The sequence below is a fragment of the Methylobacterium persicinum genome, assembly GCF_022179525.1.
GTDB lineage: Bacteria > Pseudomonadota > Alphaproteobacteria > Rhizobiales > Beijerinckiaceae > Methylobacterium > Methylobacterium persicinum.
The window spans coordinates 1-16,707 of record NZ_BPQX01000063.1 but is presented as its reverse complement, the minus strand read 5'-3'; the positions used below and the strand labels follow the sequence as shown (position 1 = coordinate 16,707).

Sequence of the window (16,707 nt, the reverse complement as noted above, 5' to 3'; positions counted from 1 at the left end):
TCAAAACGCCTTGTAGACGAATTCAGGGGCTTTGTTGAGGATCGCCGAGACAAAGATCACAGCCAGGATGACGCCCGCACAGCGCGAGACCGCCAACGTGTCCCGGTACCGCGCCCCCACCGCGGCGAGCCGGCCGGGAGCGATGGCCCCGACGCGATCGAAGACGAGGTTGACCGCGGCGAAGACCAGGGTCAGTGCGGCGATGGAGAGGACGAGGCCCGAGACGCCCAGGCGGCCGGTCAGGCCGAACAGCTGGCCGATTTCGGGCGTCCACAGGCAGGTCAGGGCCAGGGTGAAGAACGCGAAGGTCAGGCCCTTGCAGAGCTGGATATAGACCAGCCGCTTCTGCAGGCTCTTGTAGCCGGGCTTGCCCAGGGCGCGGGGCATGGCGAGCTGCCAGAGCTTGTTGGCGCAGGCACCGAACGCCATGAGCACGCCGTAGACGACGAAGACCACCGTCGAGCCGTGCCAGATCCCCATCACCAGGAAGGTGATGAAGAAGGCGGACAGGCCGATCGCCGCCGAATGCCGTGGATCAGGGAGGCGCCGCATCGCCGCCAGCATGATCGGCGTGAACAGGTAGGTCTTGAACCACTGCGACATGGTCATGTGCCAGCGCTGCCAGAACTCCAGGAAGCTCTTGGCCGAGAACGGCTTGTTGAAGTTCTCGGGCAGCTTGAATTGCAGGAGGCCGCCGATGCCGATGACGATGTCCATGTATCCGGAGAAATTGTAATAGAGATATCCCGTATAGGCGGCTGCGCTCACCGTATACAGGGCGACAAGCTTGGGCCAGGACACCGGCCCGGCCGCCCCGGTGAACTGCACAGTGAAGTTCTGAAACAGGTAGTCGAACACCGCCGCGACGATGGCGAGCTTGAAGTAGCCCGTGGCGATCCGGGACATGGCGTGGAGCACCTCGCCCTCGGTGATCGGGACCGGCTGCTTCTCGTACTCGCCCTTGAACGACGGCCAGGTCTGGACGGGGCCCGACAGGAAGGTGGTGAAACCGCAGGTATAGGCGAGGTAGGCGCCCGGGCCCGGCTTCTTCTCGATGTCCCGGTTGGCAAGATCGACGATCAGGCTGATGATCCGGAACAGCACGTAGGACAGGCCGACGGTCGAGTAGATGAAGGGCAGGCCGACCGCGGTGAGGAAGAAGAACTGCTTGAGATAGAGGAAGCTGCCGATCATCAGGCAGACCGCCGCTGCGACGTAGGCCCGGCTCGGCGTCGCGCCCATCGCCGCCACGAGGAGGTAACCGAGGCCGAGGAAGACGGCCAGCGGCAGGGCCGACTTGAAATCGAGCATGTAGGTGCTGATGAAATACGCCGAGGCGATCAGCAGCACCCATTGCCGCACGGTCACGCTCCGTGTCGCCTGGTAGGCGAGGACGGTGGCGAGGGTGAAGACGAGGAAGTGGAGGGAGACGAAATTCATGGTCCGGGATCCGGTCGTGCCATGGGCGGCGCCCGGAAGGGCGGCCGCGGTCTCTGAAGCATCCTCCGCCGGGCGGTGCGGAACGATGCGGCAAGGTCGTTCGTCGCGGGCGCCCCTGTCGGGGGAGGGGATGCCCTAGGGCTCAGACGCATTCACTTCGTTCATGCGACCGGGCACTCGCTCTTTTTTGCATCAATTTTTCCAGACATGGCTGCCGCCTCCGTCTGGATCGATGCACTAGACGGAAACGCCTGAGCGGATAACCGTCATCCGTGGCCGGGGGGCCTCGTGGTCGGTGGAGAGGGTCCAGCGGGTGCTGCCCTCGGATCCTTCCCCGTCCGCCGTGAAGCCGAGCTTGGCGTAGTGGTCGCGCACCATGTCGTTGCGGCCGGACGGGCGCCATTCGCCGACCAGCCTGCGTACTCCGGCGGCCCGGGCATGATGCAGGAGTTCCTGCAGCACCATGTGCTCGACCTGCCGTCCGAGGACGCGGCAGCTCATGAGCCACGTGTCGATCTGCCAGACGTCGTCACCCTCGGCCCGGCAGATGACGACGCTGATCATCCCGTTGTCGCCGAACTTGTCCTTCAGGCGCACCTGCAGGGTGAAGGCACGGGAATCCTCCTCCAGCTGGGCGACCTCGCTCTCGGTGTAGCGCCGGGTGGTGAGGTTGTACTGGTTGCTCTTGTTGATGAGCTGGGCGATCCGGCTCCGGCCGGTCTCGTCGAACGGGTCGAAATGGATCTCCATCTCTAGGGAGGCGAGGTAGTCCTCCATGTTGATGGCGTCGCTCTTCAGGGCGAGCCGCTGCGCGTTGGCCTTGTAGGATTCGGAGCGGGCCTTGTCCTCTTGGAGGAAGGCGACGGCCTCGAAGGCGTTCGTCGCCAGCATCCGCCGGGCATAGTCGGAGGGATCGCTCGACAGCTCTGGGACGAGGACCTGCGGCAGCGCCTGCCGGATCTGGTCCCGCTCGACCGGATTGTCGTCCATGAAGACCAGGGAATCGAGCCCGATATTGAGCTCCTGTGCGATGGCGGCGATGTTGGACGCCTTGTCCCGCCAGTTGGCCTGGAAGGCCACGATGTGCTTCTCGCGCACGAGCATTTCGGGATGGCTCCGGAAGGGCTCCCGGGCGACCTCGTCGGTGTTCTTGGAACTGACGGCGAGCAGGATGCCGCGCTTGTGCAGTTCGAGGGCGGCCTGCTGCAGCGTCAGGTGCGCCTCGCCGGTGGCATCCCCCTGGCGCATGTTGATGCCGGCCATGCCGTCGTCGCCGATCACCCCGCCCCACATCGTGTTGTCGAGGTCGAGGATCAGGCACTTGCGGGACTTGCCGCGCAGGGCGCCGAGCAGCCCCCCGAGCCGGTCCGCATAGAGGGGCACGTAGCCGTACGAGAAGGCCAGCTTGGCGACGTTCCATTCCTGCGGGGAGAACCAGTTGGCCGTCCCCACCGTGGCCGCGAGGCGGGCGACATCGAACAGCACGTTCCCGTCGCGCTGGGCGAGGTCGATGATCCGGTCGTTGACCCGGCCGATGATCCATTCGAGCGTCCCCGGCACGGACCGGTCGAGGCTGCCGAAGATGGCCTCCGGCGGGCTCGCCAGGGTCTGAAGGATGCAGAACGCGCCGCCGTGCTGGCGCACCGCCCCGCAGATGGCGGCGTAGATCTGCGCGCAATCCTCCACGATCCGGTCGGCCAGCTCGGGCTCGCCGGGAACCGCGGTGATCGGCAGGCTGCGGTGATCGAGCGCCACCAGGACCGCGTCGGGCCGGGCCGTGTTGATGACGGAACCGCTGTCGAGGGCATCCTGGAGCGCGCTCTCGTAATGCCCCGCGATCGCCTCGAGGGCGACACCGTGCCGGGCCGCGCTTGCAACCACAGGTGGTAACAGCAGATCGGTCGTGCCGGTGCCGAGAATGCCCAGCTTGAACGGCGACAGCGGATGTAGCGTCCGCCCGTTGGCGATCAGCTTGGCAATAACGCCACCAAGGACCCGAAGCTTGTTATTGTCCAATTTCGCGTTGGCCAATGCGGAGACTTCACGCCCCGAAGCATTCGCATCCTCAGCCAGGGACTTGCATCGCTGGCGGAAATCTTCGGGCGCATCGGGCAACCAGTCGAGCGTCTCGAAAATGTTGGTCTGCATCCGGCTTCTCGCTTATGGCGCGGTCGTCTGGCAGCGATCGCCCTTTTCAGGGGAACGCTGTCACAAGTCAGTGCCGACGAGATGATCGAATCTCGGAATCTGGCCACTGCACACAATATTTTTTGAGATCGTTAAGACAGCTCACGCTGACATGGGCGTTGTTAGATTCACTCTAGATTATTGATATCAGGAAGCCAACCCTAGGCATTCTGCTTAGCTTACAGGGTGCGGATTCGAAGTGCAGGGGCAGAATTTATAAACAACGCTCAGCTTGGCAACTATGATGCACATGAGGTGCATCGCTTTTCCTACTGATCCCTTCGATCTTGGTTGATCGGCCGCTTCGGAACCGCACCCCGTTCATCGGCCCGCCATTGTGACCAAACTTGGCGACTCGGCCAGGGCCGGTAAAAATCTTCCGGGACGGGGGCGGGACCGTCACGCCGGCAAGTGCCGGGCACCGTCGTGTCCTTTAAATTGCATTTGCGCCCGCCCCATAAACCCATGTCGTGAGCGGCCGCTGGCATCCGGTTGCATATCCGATATGCGACTCATGCAACTCACAGGTATCAGATCGCACGTAGTGCAACCCAGGCGATTCAAATCGTCCTGGGCCTCCGGGACCGGGACCGGGACTCGGTCCGTTGCCGGGTTCGGATGGGACGAAGCCGGCCGTTCAGACGTTTGTGACCGGCAACGGCATGCGTAGGTGGCGAGCGCTCTCGACGGAGCGAACAGACGCTCTCGACGGAGCGAACAGACATGGGGTCGATGTGTCAGACCGACGACAATATTACCCCGCCCTCGATCTCATCCGCGGCGTGGCCGCCTTCTTCGTTCTGATCTATCACGTCCAGCACTGGCTGCTGGGCCCCGGCTATGCCGTCAACGCTGGCCTCGCGGTGGATTTGTTCTTTTGTCTGAGTGGCTTCGTGCTGGCGAGCGCGTACAGGGACCGGTTTGCCGCCGGGATGCCCCTGTCCCGGTTCGTTGTCGGCCGGCTGATCCGCCTGATGCCCCTGGTCGTCGTCGCGACGCTCGTCAGCGGTGCCTATGTGTGGGCGCGGACGTTGCAGGGCCGAGAGCCCATCTCGGGCATTGAGGTGGCTGTAGCGATGGCGCTCAACCTTCTGAGCATCCCATATCCCGGGGCGTCCCCGGCGCTGGGCGGCCCGCAGCTGTTCCCCCTCAACGGGCCGCAATACACGATCTTCCTCGAGCTCTTCGCCAACATCGCGTGGTGGTTCACGAGCCGCATCGGGCGGCGCGGCCTCGACGTCGCGATCGTCGTGTTGTCCCTGATCGGCCTCCTCTGGCTCGGTCTCGGCGGCGATACGGCCGACACCTTCTGGAGTGGGCTGCCCCGGGTCCTCTATTCCTTCTACGCCGGGGCGATCCTGTTCGCCATCTACGAGCGGGCGGGCGAGGGCGAGCCGACGGCCTTCGGCAAGGTGGCTTTCTGGATCTGCTTCGTCCTGATGGTGGGCGTCTTCGCCCTGCCCCTGCCTTACCTTCTGCCATCTCCCGTGGAACTCGCCTTCGTGGCGCTGCTGTCCCCCGCCCTCGTGCTCACGGCGGCGCGGATCCGCATCGAAGGCCGTCTCTTCCGGGTGTCGGTCTGGCTCGGAGCCGTATCGTATCCGATCTACATCCTCCATTACCCGGTCTTCTGCTGGATCAACGGTGCCTACCAGACCGTGTTCAAGACGACGAACTTCATGGTCGAGGCCGTCGGTCTCCTGGTGATACTCCCGGTGGTGAGTGCACTCGCCCTGCGGGTCTTCGACGAGCCGGTGCGATCCCGGCTCATGGGCTGGCTGCGCCGGTCACGGTCGGCATCCGGGGCGTCGACCGGCCTCAATGTCTGACATGCACCTGACCTGGGAGCCGGGTTGCCCGCCCGCCGCGAGGGCCGCGCGGGCCGACCCGCCTGCGCGGGTCGGCCCGCGAAGTCTTGCGCGTCCGATCGTTCCCGGGAAGTGGTGATTTCTACCTAAGCAACCTTAATAGGATTTTATAGTAGCTCGCGATGGCCGAAACATCCAGTAGCACCAGGTTCTACGGTATCGTCCAGACGACGGTCGCGTCTCTGGGCGAGAGTACGGCTATCCAGCGGCAGGAAATTTATAATCACGCGCGCAGAACCATCGCAGAATTCGATGATTGCGGCGATCGCAGCCTAGACCCTCAAAAGAGTCGCTATCTCGAAGAGCTTGAAAGAGTTTTAGAGCGCGTGGAATCTGATCATCTCTCCAGGCGGTCGCATATTATTCCGCCGCATGGCCCGTCTCCCCTCGTGCCCGAGCTGATGATGGACGGCGGCTTCGTGCCGGGTCCCGACCTCGACATCGCCACCGAGAGCCATCCGCACGAGCGGACGACGCGGATGCTCAAGAACCTCGGCGCCGGGGGGACGGTGAGCGTCGTCAAGATCCTGATCCAGCTCGCCCTGCTCCCGCTGATGGCGCACCTGCTGGGCCCCAAGGAATTCGGCGTCTACGCGCTCACCGTGCCCGTCGTGGCGTTCCTGGCGCTGATCGCCGACGGCGGCGTAGGCCTGTCCCTGGCCCGGGACCGGACGAACCGGCCGGAGGTCTGGTCGACGGCGTTCTGGGTGCTGATGGCGTCCGGCTTCGTGTTGTCCCTGGCCGTGGTCGCCAGCGGATACCTGCTGTCGCTGGCCTCGTCCGAGCCCAGGCTCAACATCCTGATGCTGATTCTAGCGGCGGGCTTCCCGTTCCTCAGCCTCGCGGTGCTGCCCGTCGCACGGCTGACCCGGAGCGGAAACCTCGTCGCCTGCGCCATCGCCGACCTCCTCGCGACGGTGGCGGGTGCCATCTGCGCCGTCGGGTTGGGCGTGATGGGCTTCGGGGCGATGGCCCTCGCCTTCCAGTCCTTCACCGGCTGCGTGGTCAAGGCGGTGATCGTGAACCTGTATGCGTTCGAGCGGCCCTCGGCCATCTTTCGGCCGTCCGCGATGCTGAGCCATCTCTCCTCCGGCGGCATTCTCATGGGCGGGCGGGTCGCCGACCTGGCCGCCCGCTCGGCGGAAACCCTGCTGTTCGGCAACGCCTTCGGCGCGGCCAGCCTGGGCGCCTACAACTTCGCCAACCAAGTGCCGCGCTTCCTGTTCGAGGCGTTCAGCAACCCGAGCTGGTCCGCCCTCTACGCCCAGAGCCTCAGCGAGGAGCACGAGCGGCTGATCCAGATCTTCTACAAGGTCTGCCGGCTGATGGCCTTCGTGACCTTCCCGACGGCAGCCGTGCTGGCGGCGACCGGGCCAGAGATGCTGGCGCAGGTCCTCGGTCCGAGCTGGCAGCAGGCGGGCGTCTTCCTCCGGATTCTCGCCCCGGGCTATGCCCTCAGCATCACGGCCTCGATGGGCACGGCGCTGCTCCTGGCGCTCAATGCCAACCTCATCTTTTTCCTGACGACGGTGCTCTTGAGCATCGGGCGGGTGGCAGCGGTGGCGACGGGCTACTATCTGCAGGCCTGGGAAGCCGTGTGGCTCGTGACACTCTCCAACACCATCTACGCCCTCGTCGTCTGCACCTTCGTCGTGCGGGTCGCGGATGCGAGGTTCGTCAGCATGATCAAGGAAGTGAGCGGATCCTTGATCGCCGCCGTCCTCTGCGGCCTCGTCTGCTGGGGCGTCCTGTATGTGGCGGGGGGGAGCATCGTGGCGCTCTCCGGTGCGATCCTTGCAGCGGTCGTCTGCTATTTCGGCACGATGTTCGCCATCGAAGGGAAGAACCTCAAGAACGAGTTCACCTTCCTGAGGGGCGCGATGGCCGGGATGATCAAAAAAGATCGTTAAGACTAGAGCCGTGAAAAAATCCCGTTTTGAAACGGGTTTACCCTTCCACACGGCGAATTACCCGGCCCGAATCTCGCTTCGCGAGAACGGGAAACTGTCTCGCAGTCCCGGTTGAGGGCGTTAAGCCTGCTTGAGTTCCGCTCATTGTCCGGGGTCAGCACCGTCGAGGTCACCACATGAAACATCCCGAAGGACCTCCAGGCGATCCGAGCGCCCTGCTGATCGACCCTTCGGTCGTGGGTCAGTCACATATTCTGGTCAACACCGGGGTCGTTCGTCTCGCCCTGGCCCGCTATTCCCGAATCTCGGTCATCGCCGAAGTCAGTCACTGCGAGGCGCTTAAGGAGTATCTCGGGCCCGAGGCCTGCGAGCGCATCACCTTCGTGCCGTGGCATCGGCGGTCGGACATCAGGAAGACCGTCCGAGATTTCATCAGCGGCAAGAAATTCGACCAGATCCTGTTCACGAACATGGAATACGACATGTTCGTGTACATGTGCCTGTTCCACCAGGGCGCGAGCCGGAAGCCGATCCGCTGGGTGCTCCACAGCCACCTCGTGGAGGCCGCCGCGACGGACAGGCGGGTGCGGATCAAGAACGTCATCAAGTGGTATTTCTTCTTCCGGGCCTTCCGCGGCGCGCGGTTCATCGTGCTCGGCGACCGGATCCGGGCGAATGTCGAGGAGCTGATCGGCCCCCTCTTCCGCCGGGGCAACATCGGCGCGGTCATCCATCCCGTGGGCGTCGCCCCCCTGCCGCAGCGCGGCGCCGGCTCTCCCCTGCGGTCGAACCGGCTTCCCCAGGTCATCTTCATGGCCGGGTGGCACGCTTTGTCGCCCAAGAACCGGGCCCTCCTCGACGCCCTTGAGGGCATCCATCAGGAGGACCGCCGGTTCGAGGTCGAGGTGGTCTCGAACAGGATCGACGGGGTCAACGACAACAAGGCGTTCTCGATGGAGTACACCGACCGCCTCAACCGGATCGCGGCGGCGGATTTCTTCCTTCACCTCCCGAGCGACCCCTACCGGCTGCAGGCCAGCGGCGCCGTGATGGACATGCTGCTGACGGGCACTCCGATGATCGGCCTGCGGACCGATTTCGGGGAGGAGCTGGCGGGGATCATCGGGCCGTTCGGATACTTCTTCGACACCCGCGACGAACTTCTGCGGTTCCTCTCCTCCGCGAGCCCGAATCCGACCGAGGTCGAGTCGTTCCGGGCCAACCTCGCGTCGGGCTACGACAAGATCGTGGCGCGCAGCCAAGCGCAGTTCGACGAGCTGCTCGCGTCGTGAGCCGCCCTCAGCCGCCCTCGACCACACCCCCGGCGATCCGGCGGCAATGGTCCAGGGCGGCGGCGATCAGGTTGTCGCTCGCCTCCGGCGTGCGGAACGCCGAGTGCGCCGAGAGGGTCACGGTCGGCAAGGCCGCGAGGGGATGCCCGGCCGGCAGGGGCTCCTGCGTGAACACGTCGAGCCCCGCCCCGGCGAGGCGGCCCGTGCGCAAAGCCTCCGCCAGCGCCTCCTCGTCGAGGAGGGCGCCCCGGGCGGTGTTCACGAGGATGGCGCCGGGCTTGAGGGCGGCGATCCGGTCCGCGGACAGGAAATTGCGCGTCTCGTCGGTCAGGAGCAGGTGGAGGGAGACCACGTCGCTCTCCGCGAGCAGGCGGTCGAGCGCCACGAACTCCACGCCGGGATGGGTCCGGGGCGTCCGGTTCCAGGCGGTCACCCGCATGCCGGCCCCGGCGCAGAGGCGGGCCATCTCCGCTGCGATGCCGCCGAAGCCGACGAGGCCCACCGTCTTGCCGGTGAGCTGGATCCCGTCTCTGCGCAGCCATTGTCCGGCCCGCATCGCCCCGTCCATCCGGGCGAGGCCCTTGGCCGCCGCCCACATCAGGGCGAAGGCGCATTCAGCCACCGCCGTATCGCCGTAGCCCCGGATCAGGTGCACCCGCACGCCGAGTTCGGCCTCCAGGGCCTCTGGGTCCATGTAGCTGCGCGCCCCCGTGCCGAGGAACACGACGTGCCTCAGGCCCGTGCAGGCCTTCGCGACGGACAGCGGCAGGGCGGTGTGGTCGATGAGGGCGATCTCCGCCCCGGCGAGGAGGCGTGGCAGGTCCTCCGGGACGGTGTCCGGGTCGGCATGGATCGTCAGCGGCGGATCGCCGGGTCGGCTCAGGCGGCGGGCCACCTCCGCCAGGGTCTCGCTGGCATCCACGAACACGGCGCGCATGGGCTTGTCTCCCTCGTGTCCCGGTGTGCCACGGGCCGGCGTCATCCCGCCACCGCGAACCCGAGCGTGAGGAGCGCCAGCACCAGTCCTGCCTGGATGACGCAGGCCGTGCGGTAGAGCGCGAGCGCCCGGCCGATGTCGTCCGGCGTCGCCCCGGCCCGGCCGTCGCCCATATGGGCGTCGGCGACGAGGGCGCCGTCATAGACCCGCGGCCCGGCGAGCCGGAGGCCGAGCGCCCCCGCCATGGCGGCTTCGGGCCAGCCGGCATTGGGGGAGCGATGGCGGCGGGCGTCCCGGGCCATCGCCCGGAGCGCGCCCCTGGCGTCGGCGCCGCGCAGCCACGCCGCCCCGGCGATGAGCAGGCCGGCGAGGCGGGAGGCAGGCAGGTTGACGAGGTCGTCGAGGCGGGCCGCCGCCCAGCCGAAGGCCTCGTAGCGCGGCGTGCGGTGGCCGATCATGCTGTCGGCGGTGTTGACCGCCTTGTACAGGGCGCCGCCGGGCAGGCCCAGGCATCCGAGCCAGAAGGACGGCGCCACGATCCCGTCGGAGAAGTTTTCGGACAGGCTCTCGATCGCTGCCCGGCAGACGGCCGCCTCGTCCAGCCGCTCCGGATCGCGCCCGACGATCATCGCCACCGCCCGCCGCCCGGCCTCGAGCCCCCCCGTCCGCAGGCCGTTTTCCACTGCGGTCACGTGGTCGTGCAGGCTGCGCTGGGCCGGCAGGCTCGCGGCGAGGATCCCGAGGATCACCAGAGCGGGGAGGGGGCCGGCGAGCCCCGCGAGCCCCGTGAGTGCTGCCGCGACGGCCCCCACCACCCCCAGCAGCAGTGCCAGGGCGAGCACGCCGGCCAGCCGACGCCGGCCCGGGGAGCCGCGGTTGAGGCTGCGCTCCAGGGCGGCGATCAGCCGGCCGATCCAGGTGACAGGGTGGCCGACGGCCCTGTAGAGCGCGTCGGGATAGCCGGCCGCCGCCTCGACCCCGAGGGCGATGGCGAGAAGGGCGAGCGTGTCGGGCGGATGGACCATTCGGTGTGGAGCGTTCCCGCGCGTGAGCCTGCCGCGATCGCCCACGGAGGCGACCTCGGCGGGCTCCGAAAAGCCTACCCGGACGCGCCCGAGCCGTGGCTCGACCTGTCGACGGGGATCAACCCGGTCCCCTATCCCGTGCCGCCGGTGGAGGCCAGCGCCTGGCTGAGGCTTCCGGAGGCCAGCGAGGTCCACGGCCTCCGGGAGGCGGCGGCCTCGGCCTACGGCGCCCCCGGCCCCGCCCACGTGGTGCCCGCGCCGGGCACCCAGATCCTGATCGAGACCCTGCCCCGGCTCGTGGCCCCGGCCCGGGTCGCGGTGCTGGGCCCCACCTATGCCGAGCACGCCGCCGCATGGAGCCGGGCTGGGCACGCCGTGGTGGAGAGCCACGACCCCGGAGCCCTCGCCGATGCGCAGGTGGCGGTGATCGTCGATCCCAACAACCCGGACGGGCGGACCCTTCCCCTGTCCGAGCGCCTCGCCCTGGCCCGGGCGATGCGCGACCGGGGCGGCCTGCTGGTGGCCGACGAGGCCTTCGCCGACCTGGAGCCGGTGGAGAGCCTTTGCCCGCATGCGATGCCGGGGCTCGTGGTGCTGCGCTCCTTCGGCAAGACCTACGGCCTGGCGGGCCTGCGCCTCGGTTTCGCCGTCGCCGATCCCGGGACGGCGGAGCGGATCGCAGGGGCGCTGGGTCCATGGGCGGTGTCGGGGCCGGCCCTGGCGATCGGGCGGGCGGCCCTGTCGGACAGGGCATGGCGGGCCGCGGCGGCCCGGGACCGGGGGGAGGATGCGGCCCGCCTCGACCGGATGATCCTCCGGGGCGGGGGGCGCAACGTCGGGGGGACCTGCCTGTTCCGCACCGCCGACTTCCCCGACGGCCCGGACCTCTACCGGCGCCTCGCGGAGGCGGGGATCGCCGTCCGGCGCTTCGCCGAACGCCAGGAGCGCCTCCGCTTCGGCCTGCCGGCCGGAAAGGACGCATGGTGCCGCCTGTCGCGGGTGCTGAAGTAGTGGGATCCCAAAGGGCCGAGCCCTTTGGCGGGTGCAGGGCGGAGCCCTGCGGTTCTCCCAGGGGCTTCGCCCCTGGACCCCACCAAAGGGGATGATCCCCTTTGGAAACCTCCGGTTTCAGCGATCCCGGGCCGCCACCAGCACGGCCAGGGCCGAGAAGGTCAGGCCCACCGCGCAGACCCCCGGCCAGCCGACCAGCAGGAACGCCTGCGAGCCGGCATAGGCCCCGATCGCCGCGAAGACGAAGACGGTGGTGAACAACACCGTGTTGATCCGCCCCCGCGCCCCCGGAACCAGGGCGTAGGCCCGGGTCTGGTTGGCGATGAGCGCGCCGTTCATGCCGATGTCGATGAGCAGCACGCCGATCGCCACCGCGACGAGGGACCATGTCCCCCCCGCCCAAAGCACCACGAAGGCCAGGGCGACGAGCAGGCTGCCGCCGAGCACCACCGGCTTCGCACCGCTCCGGTCGGCGAAGCGGCCGGAGAGGGGAGCCACGAAGGCACCGCAGACGCCGATCACCCCGAACAGGCCCGCCCCGGCGGCGGTCAGCCCGAAGGGCGGCCCCTCGACGAGGAGGGCCAGCGTCGCCCAGAAGGCGTTGAAGCCGGCGAAGAGCAGCCCCTGCGACAGGCTCGCCGTCCGAAGCACCGGCTGCGTCCGGGCAAGGCCGACGATCGAGGCCATCAGGCTGCCGTAGCGCAGGCGATGGGTCTGGGGCGTGTGCGGCAGGGTGGCGGCGGCGACCCCCGCCATGGCCAGGGCGAGGCCGGAGGCGATGAGGAACACGGGGCGCCAGCCGAGATGGGCGCCGATGAAGCCGCTCGCGGTCCGGGCGAGGAGGATACCCGTGAGAAGCCCCGTCATCACCTGACCGACGACCCGCCCGCGGCTCGAATCGGGGGCGAGCTCGGCGGCGAAGGGCACCGCCTGCTGGGCCGCCGAGGCGAGCACGCCCACGAGCAGGTGGGCCAGGGCGAGGCTCAGGAGGCTGTGGCTCAAGCCCACCGCGAGGAGGGCCAGCGCCAGGGCGAGGCACTGGAGCACGATCAGCCGGCGGCGGGGGAGGGCGTCTCCCAGGGGCACGAGCCCGACGATCCCGAGCCCGTAGCCGACGAGGGCCGTGGTGGGCACCCACAGGGCAGCCCGGTCGCCGAACTCGGCCACGATCATCCCCAGCAGCGGCTGGTTGTAATAGATGTTCGCCACGGCCCCGCCCGCGATCAGCGTCAGGCCGAGCCGCGCCTTGCCATCGAGGCGGGCGGGCGCGAGGGAGGCGGCGCTGGATGAAGCGGACAGGACGCCCTCGCGGAATCGGGGGATGGCGGGATGGGTGCGGATAGGCCCGGGCCGTCGCGTCCGGCAACCGGGCGCGCCGCATGGCCGCGCCCCGCCGGGTGCATCTGCCATCGGGCGGGGGCCGCACCATATGCACGAGATGCGGGCAGAAACCCGCGTCGGACCGGCCCGGGGATCGAGAGATCCCGCTGCGCCGGTCCTGCCGTCATTCTACGAGCGAGGTGCCGATCCGTTCCCAAGGGGAACCCGGGGGAGGGCCTCAGCAAGGAGTACGGGATGCCGAATTACCGGGTCGATTTCGCCAAGGAGATCCTCGGGGTGCCGTTCACGGTGGGGTCCGTCGAGATCACCCGGGCCCGCGACCCCGAACGGGCCCGCCGCGCCGCGGAACTGCGCTTCGCCCGCCAGCATGGCGTCGGCGACTGGCGCGAGCGGGCCGACCTCGCCCTCATCGCCCCGCGGGACTGAGGATTGCCGGCGACATTGTCGACCTCGACCGTCTCGGTCTCACGTGGTTCTTGAGCGTTCCGGGCTTGGCCGCAACCCTGCCGACGCCCTAACATAGCGCCATCGACCGGCGGCGTCTGGCCGGGCCGGCGTCACGGTGGGGATCTTCAGGGGCGATGGCGGCGATCTCCTTCTTCGGCGACCTGCTGCAGACCATCAGCGAGCGCGGTCGCGACCTCGTCGGCCTCGGCCGCGGCGATCTCGCGGCCAGGGCGGGGGCGGCCGAACTCGCCCGCCTGTGCGAGGATCTCATCTCCCGGCGGGGCGAGGCCTCGGGCGTCGCCCTCGCCCGGGCGATCCTCGACCGCTACGCCAGCCTCGGCAGTGCCGAACGGCACGAATTCCTGCGGACGATCGCCCTCGACTTCGACGCGGACCACCGGGCCGTGGATGCGGCCATCTCGGCCTATCTCGCCGACCCGAGCCGCGCCCGCCTCGGCACCCTGCACGAGGCGGCGGAGCCGCGCAGCCAGGAACTGATTCGCCGCCTGAACCTCGCCCGTGGCGGGACGCTGAGCCTCGTGCGGATGCGCGAGGATCTGTTCGACCTGCGCCGGGACCTCCGCCGGGCCGCCAAGGGGGATGGCAAAGGGGATGCGGCCCTGCTCGACGCGGCCGACAGCCTCGATTCCGACTTCGAGCACCTGTTCGCCTCGTGGTTCAACCGCGGCTTCCTGGTGCTGCGCCACATCGACTGGACGACCCCGGCGCATATCCTGGAAAAGATCATCCGCTACGAGGCGGTCCACGCCATCGCCGACTGGGACGACCTGCGCGCCCGGATCGAGCCGCCGGACCGGCGCTGCTTCGCCTTCTTCCACCCGGCGCTGGCCGACGAGCCGCTGATCTTCGTGGAGGTCGCCCTCACCGAGGGGATCGCCCCGGCCATCGCCCCGATCCTGTCCCGGGAGCGCAAGCCCCTGGCACCGCGCTCGGCCACGACCGCCATCTTCTACTCGATCTCGAACTGCCAGAAGGGGCTCGCGGGCGTCACCTTCGGCAACTTCCTGATCAAGCAGGTGGTCGAGGATCTGGCCCGGGAGATCCCGAGCCTCAAGACCTTCGTCACCCTCTCGCCGGTCCCCGGCTTCTCCTCGTGGCTCACCCGGGAGCGGCGGGCCGACAGCCCCCAGGGCCTGCTGCCCGAGGATGTCGAGGCCCTGCGGGCCCTCGACGTGCCCGGCTGGCATGAGGACAAGGCGCTGTCCGACACGGTGCGCAAGGCCCTGGTCCCGGCGGCGGCGGCCTACTTCCTGCGGGCCAAGAACGAGCGCGGCCGGCCCCTGGACCCGGTGGCCCGGTTCCACCTCGGCAACGGCGCGAGGCTGGAGCGGATCAACTTCCTCGGCGACGTCTCGGACAAGGGGCTCAACCAGTCCCACGGGCTGATGGTCAACTACCTCTACGACCTCGCCGCCATCGAGAAGAACCACGAGACCTACGCCAATCTCGGCACCGTGGCGGCGTCCCCAGCCGTCACCCGCGACCTGCGCGCCAAGCTTCCGCCCCCCCGGGCCGTGGCCCTGGCCGAGGCGTAGGGGATCAACCGACCGTCGGACCCTCCGTCATCCGGGCGAAGGCGAGGGTGATCCGGCGGGCGACGCCGTCGACCTCGCCGGGCTCGAGGGGCACCCGGCGGTCGAGGATCAGGGCGGCGAGCCCGTGCACCAGCGACCACGCCGCGAGGGTCAGGTCCCCGGCGGATTGACCCGGCCCGGCGAGGGCCGCGGCCCGCCGCGCCAGGATCGCGTAGGCCGCAGACCCGTCCGAACTCCGGCGCGGCGCCATGAACATCAGCCGGAACAGGGCCGGGTGTCGGCAGGCGAAGGCGACGTAGGCGGCGCCCTGCGCGGCGAGGGCCTCTCTCCCGCCGGCCGTGGCGTCGGCCTCCTCCAGGCAACGGGCCAGTTCTTGGAAGCCATGCCCCGCCACCGCGTCGAGGAGGGCGTCCTTGTCGGCGAAGTGGCGGTAGGGCGCCATCGCCGAGACCCCGCAATCCCTGGCGATTCCGCGCAGCGACAGGGCCGCCGCGCCCCCGGCCTCCAGCCGTTCGAGGGCCGCTAAGACCAGCGCGGCCCGCAGGTCGCCATGATGGTAGTCCTTGTCCGGCATGGATGTTGACACTGTAAACAAAACGCGCGATGTATGCGCTGTAAACGATCCCATGAGGCCGTGCGATGCAAGCCACCCCCGCCCGCCGTTCGGTGGATCTTTCCACCTATCCCGACCTCGTCGTGGTCTATCTCGGCTTCAGGGTCACCCGCTGGCGCGGGCTGCTCGCGCTGATGGGGGTCGGGCGGGGCATCGCCGCCTCGGTCCGCTCGCAGCCGGACGGGCTGCTGGCGCATGAAAACCTGTTCTTCGGCCTGACCCATGTCGGCATGCGCCAGTACTGGCGCGACCTCGACAGCCTGGAGCGGTTCACCCGTTCGGAGCCGCACCGGACGTGGTGGCGGGACTTCTCCCGGGATGCCCGGGGCTCCGGCTTCTGGCACGAGGCCTATTCCCGCGGCGGCATGGAGGCGATCTATGTGGGCATGCCCGCGCCCACCGGCCTCGGCCTGTTCGCCCCCGAACGGGCTCCGGAGGGCGGTTTCCTGTCGTCCCGGCAGAGGCTCGCCGCCTGAAAGGGCTCGCGGGAGGCGGGCAGGGCCGTTAATGAGACAGGATATCGACGTCCGCAAACCCTGCTCCGCATGACCAACCACCTGTTCTCCCTCGTCCGTGACGGCGCCGCCGACCCGACCCGGACCGTCATCGAGACGCATGAGGGACGGCACCATTCCTACGCCGACCTCCTCGCCCGCTCCGGCGCCTACGCGGCCGCCCTCGTGGCGGCGGGCGTCGCGCCGGGGGACCGGGTGGCGGTGCAGGTGGAGAAGAGCGCGGAGGTGATCTTCCTCTATCTCGGCGTGGTGCGGGCCGGGGCGATGTTCCTGCCCCTGAACACCGCCTACACCCCGGCCGAGATCGGCTACTTCCTCGGCGACGCCGAGCCCGCCCTGTTTGTGTGCGATCCGGCGAAACGCGAGGCCCTGGCCGGGGCCGCCGCGGGCGTGCGGCAGGTCTGGACCCTCGATGCGGCCGGCACCGGCAGCGCCGCGGAGGCGGCGGACGCGCAGGACGGGGCCGCCTTCGCCGACGTGCCCCGGGCGCCTGAGGATCTCGCGGCGATCCTCTACACCTCCGGCACGACCGGGCGCCCTTGGAGCGCCCGGTCGTGCCGGAGGT

General features: G+C 68.7%; 14 protein-coding genes. 8 read left to right on the top strand and 6 right to left on the bottom strand.

The features are described 5' to 3' along the window. Both MFF22_RS22365 and MFF22_RS22360 read right to left on the bottom strand, forming a co-directional pair. Entirely contained in the window at positions 1–1,440 is a 1,440-nt protein-coding gene (locus MFF22_RS22365) for an MBOAT family O-acyltransferase (RefSeq protein WP_238252839.1), read from the bottom strand. Positions 1,441–1,677: 237 nt separating this feature from the next. Beyond that, positions 1,678–3,588 (bottom strand): HAD-IIIC family phosphatase, encoded by a 1,911-nt coding sequence (locus tag MFF22_RS22360; RefSeq protein WP_238252838.1) that lies wholly within the window; start codon positions 3,586–3,588, stop codon positions 1,678–1,680. 773 nt (positions 3,589–4,361) lie between these two features. Between MFF22_RS22360 and MFF22_RS22355 the strand changes: the two genes are divergently transcribed. The 3 genes from MFF22_RS22355 (at position 4,362) to MFF22_RS22345 (ending at position 8,697) form a co-directional block, all read left to right on the top strand. Next, complete coding sequence (locus MFF22_RS22355) at positions 4,362–5,456, top strand: acyltransferase family protein (RefSeq protein ID WP_238252837.1); 1,095 nt, start codon at positions 4,362–4,364, stop codon at positions 5,454–5,456. A gap of 428 nt (positions 5,457–5,884) precedes the next feature. Continuing rightward, on the top strand, positions 5,885–7,405 hold the full coding sequence (locus MFF22_RS22350; RefSeq protein ID WP_238252836.1) for an oligosaccharide flippase family protein: 1,521 nt from the start codon (positions 5,885–5,887) through the stop codon (positions 7,403–7,405). 176 nt (positions 7,406–7,581) lie between these two features. Next, positions 7,582–8,697, top strand: coding sequence for a hypothetical protein (locus MFF22_RS22345; protein WP_238252835.1), 1,116 nt, complete (start codon positions 7,582–7,584; stop codon positions 8,695–8,697). Positions 8,698–8,704: 7 nt separating this feature from the next. On the opposite strand, the gene MFF22_RS22340 is transcribed toward MFF22_RS22345, so the two are convergent. Both MFF22_RS22340 and cbiB read right to left on the bottom strand, forming a co-directional pair. Then, positions 8,705–9,634 (bottom strand): NAD(P)-dependent oxidoreductase, encoded by a 930-nt coding sequence (locus tag MFF22_RS22340; protein ID WP_238252834.1) that lies wholly within the window; start codon positions 9,632–9,634, stop codon positions 8,705–8,707. Between the two features lie 41 nt (positions 9,635–9,675). Further along, on the bottom strand, positions 9,676–10,659 hold the full coding sequence (gene cbiB, locus MFF22_RS22335; RefSeq protein ID WP_238252833.1) for an adenosylcobinamide-phosphate synthase CbiB: 984 nt from the start codon (positions 10,657–10,659) through the stop codon (positions 9,676–9,678). Here cbiB and cobD point away from each other — a divergent pair. Further along, complete coding sequence (gene cobD / locus MFF22_RS22330; RefSeq protein ID WP_238252831.1) at positions 10,651–11,670, top strand: threonine-phosphate decarboxylase CobD; 1,020 nt, start codon at positions 10,651–10,653, stop codon at positions 11,668–11,670. The two genes, cbiB and cobD, sit on opposite strands and share 9 nt — an antisense overlap. 117 nt (positions 11,671–11,787) lie before the next feature. On the opposite strand, the gene MFF22_RS22325 is transcribed toward cobD, so the two are convergent. After that, a complete protein-coding gene (locus MFF22_RS22325; RefSeq protein WP_238252830.1) occupies positions 11,788–13,080 on the bottom strand; it encodes an MFS transporter in 1,293 nt (430 codons plus the stop codon). Between the two features lie 165 nt (positions 13,081–13,245). On the opposite strand from MFF22_RS22325, the gene MFF22_RS22320 reads away from it, so the two are divergent. After that, the gene (locus MFF22_RS22320; protein WP_238252829.1) at positions 13,246–13,437 is read left to right on the top strand and encodes a hypothetical protein; all 192 of its coding nucleotides are present in this window, start codon (positions 13,246–13,248) and stop codon (positions 13,435–13,437) included. Between the two features lie 155 nt (positions 13,438–13,592). After that, on the top strand, positions 13,593–15,014 hold the full coding sequence (locus tag MFF22_RS22315) for a malonyl-CoA decarboxylase (protein ID WP_238252828.1): 1,422 nt from the start codon (positions 13,593–13,595) through the stop codon (positions 15,012–15,014). 4 nt (positions 15,015–15,018) lie between these two features. Here the strand turns inward: MFF22_RS22315 and MFF22_RS22310 are convergent, their stop codons facing one another. Further along, on the bottom strand, positions 15,019–15,588 hold the full coding sequence (locus MFF22_RS22310) for a TetR/AcrR family transcriptional regulator (RefSeq protein WP_238252827.1): 570 nt from the start codon (positions 15,586–15,588) through the stop codon (positions 15,019–15,021). 65 nt (positions 15,589–15,653) lie between these two features. Between MFF22_RS22310 and MFF22_RS22305 the strand changes: the two genes are divergently transcribed. Continuing rightward, positions 15,654–16,103, top strand: a complete 450-nt coding sequence (locus tag MFF22_RS22305) for a monooxygenase family protein (protein ID WP_238252826.1) — start codon at positions 15,654–15,656, stop codon at positions 16,101–16,103. Positions 16,104–16,172: 69 nt separating this feature from the next. Next, a partial coding sequence (locus MFF22_RS22300) for an AMP-binding protein (RefSeq protein WP_238252825.1) occupies positions 16,173–16,707 on the top strand: 535 nt, incomplete at its 3' end.

Bases quoted from the DNA above. Each gene is read 5' to 3' on its own strand.
- MFF22_RS22365 (WP_238252839.1), bottom strand. From the start codon at position 1,440: ATGAATTTCGTCTCCCTCCACTTCCTCGTCTTCACCCTCGCCACCGTC.
- MFF22_RS22360 (WP_238252838.1), bottom strand. From the start codon at position 3,588: ATGCAGACCAACATTTTCGAGACGCTCGACTGGTTGCCCGATGCGCCC.
- MFF22_RS22345 (WP_238252835.1), top strand. From the start codon at position 7,582: ATGAAACATCCCGAAGGACCTCCAGGCGATCCGAGCGCCCTGCTGATC.
- MFF22_RS22340 (WP_238252834.1), bottom strand. From the start codon at position 9,634: ATGCGCGCCGTGTTCGTGGATGCCAGCGAGACCCTGGCGGAGGTGGCC.
- cobD (WP_238252831.1), top strand. From the start codon at position 10,651: ATGGACCATTCGGTGTGGAGCGTTCCCGCGCGTGAGCCTGCCGCGATC.
- cbiB (WP_238252833.1), bottom strand. From the start codon at position 10,659: ATGGTCCATCCGCCCGACACGCTCGCCCTTCTCGCCATCGCCCTCGGG.
- MFF22_RS22325 (WP_238252830.1), bottom strand. From the start codon at position 13,080: ATGGCAGATGCACCCGGCGGGGCGCGGCCATGCGGCGCGCCCGGTTGC.
- MFF22_RS22320 (WP_238252829.1), top strand. From the start codon at position 13,246: ATGCCGAATTACCGGGTCGATTTCGCCAAGGAGATCCTCGGGGTGCCG.
- MFF22_RS22315 (WP_238252828.1), top strand. From the start codon at position 13,593: ATGGCGGCGATCTCCTTCTTCGGCGACCTGCTGCAGACCATCAGCGAG.
- MFF22_RS22310 (WP_238252827.1), bottom strand. From the start codon at position 15,588: ATGCCGGACAAGGACTACCATCATGGCGACCTGCGGGCCGCGCTGGTC.
- MFF22_RS22305 (WP_238252826.1), top strand. From the start codon at position 15,654: ATGCAAGCCACCCCCGCCCGCCGTTCGGTGGATCTTTCCACCTATCCC.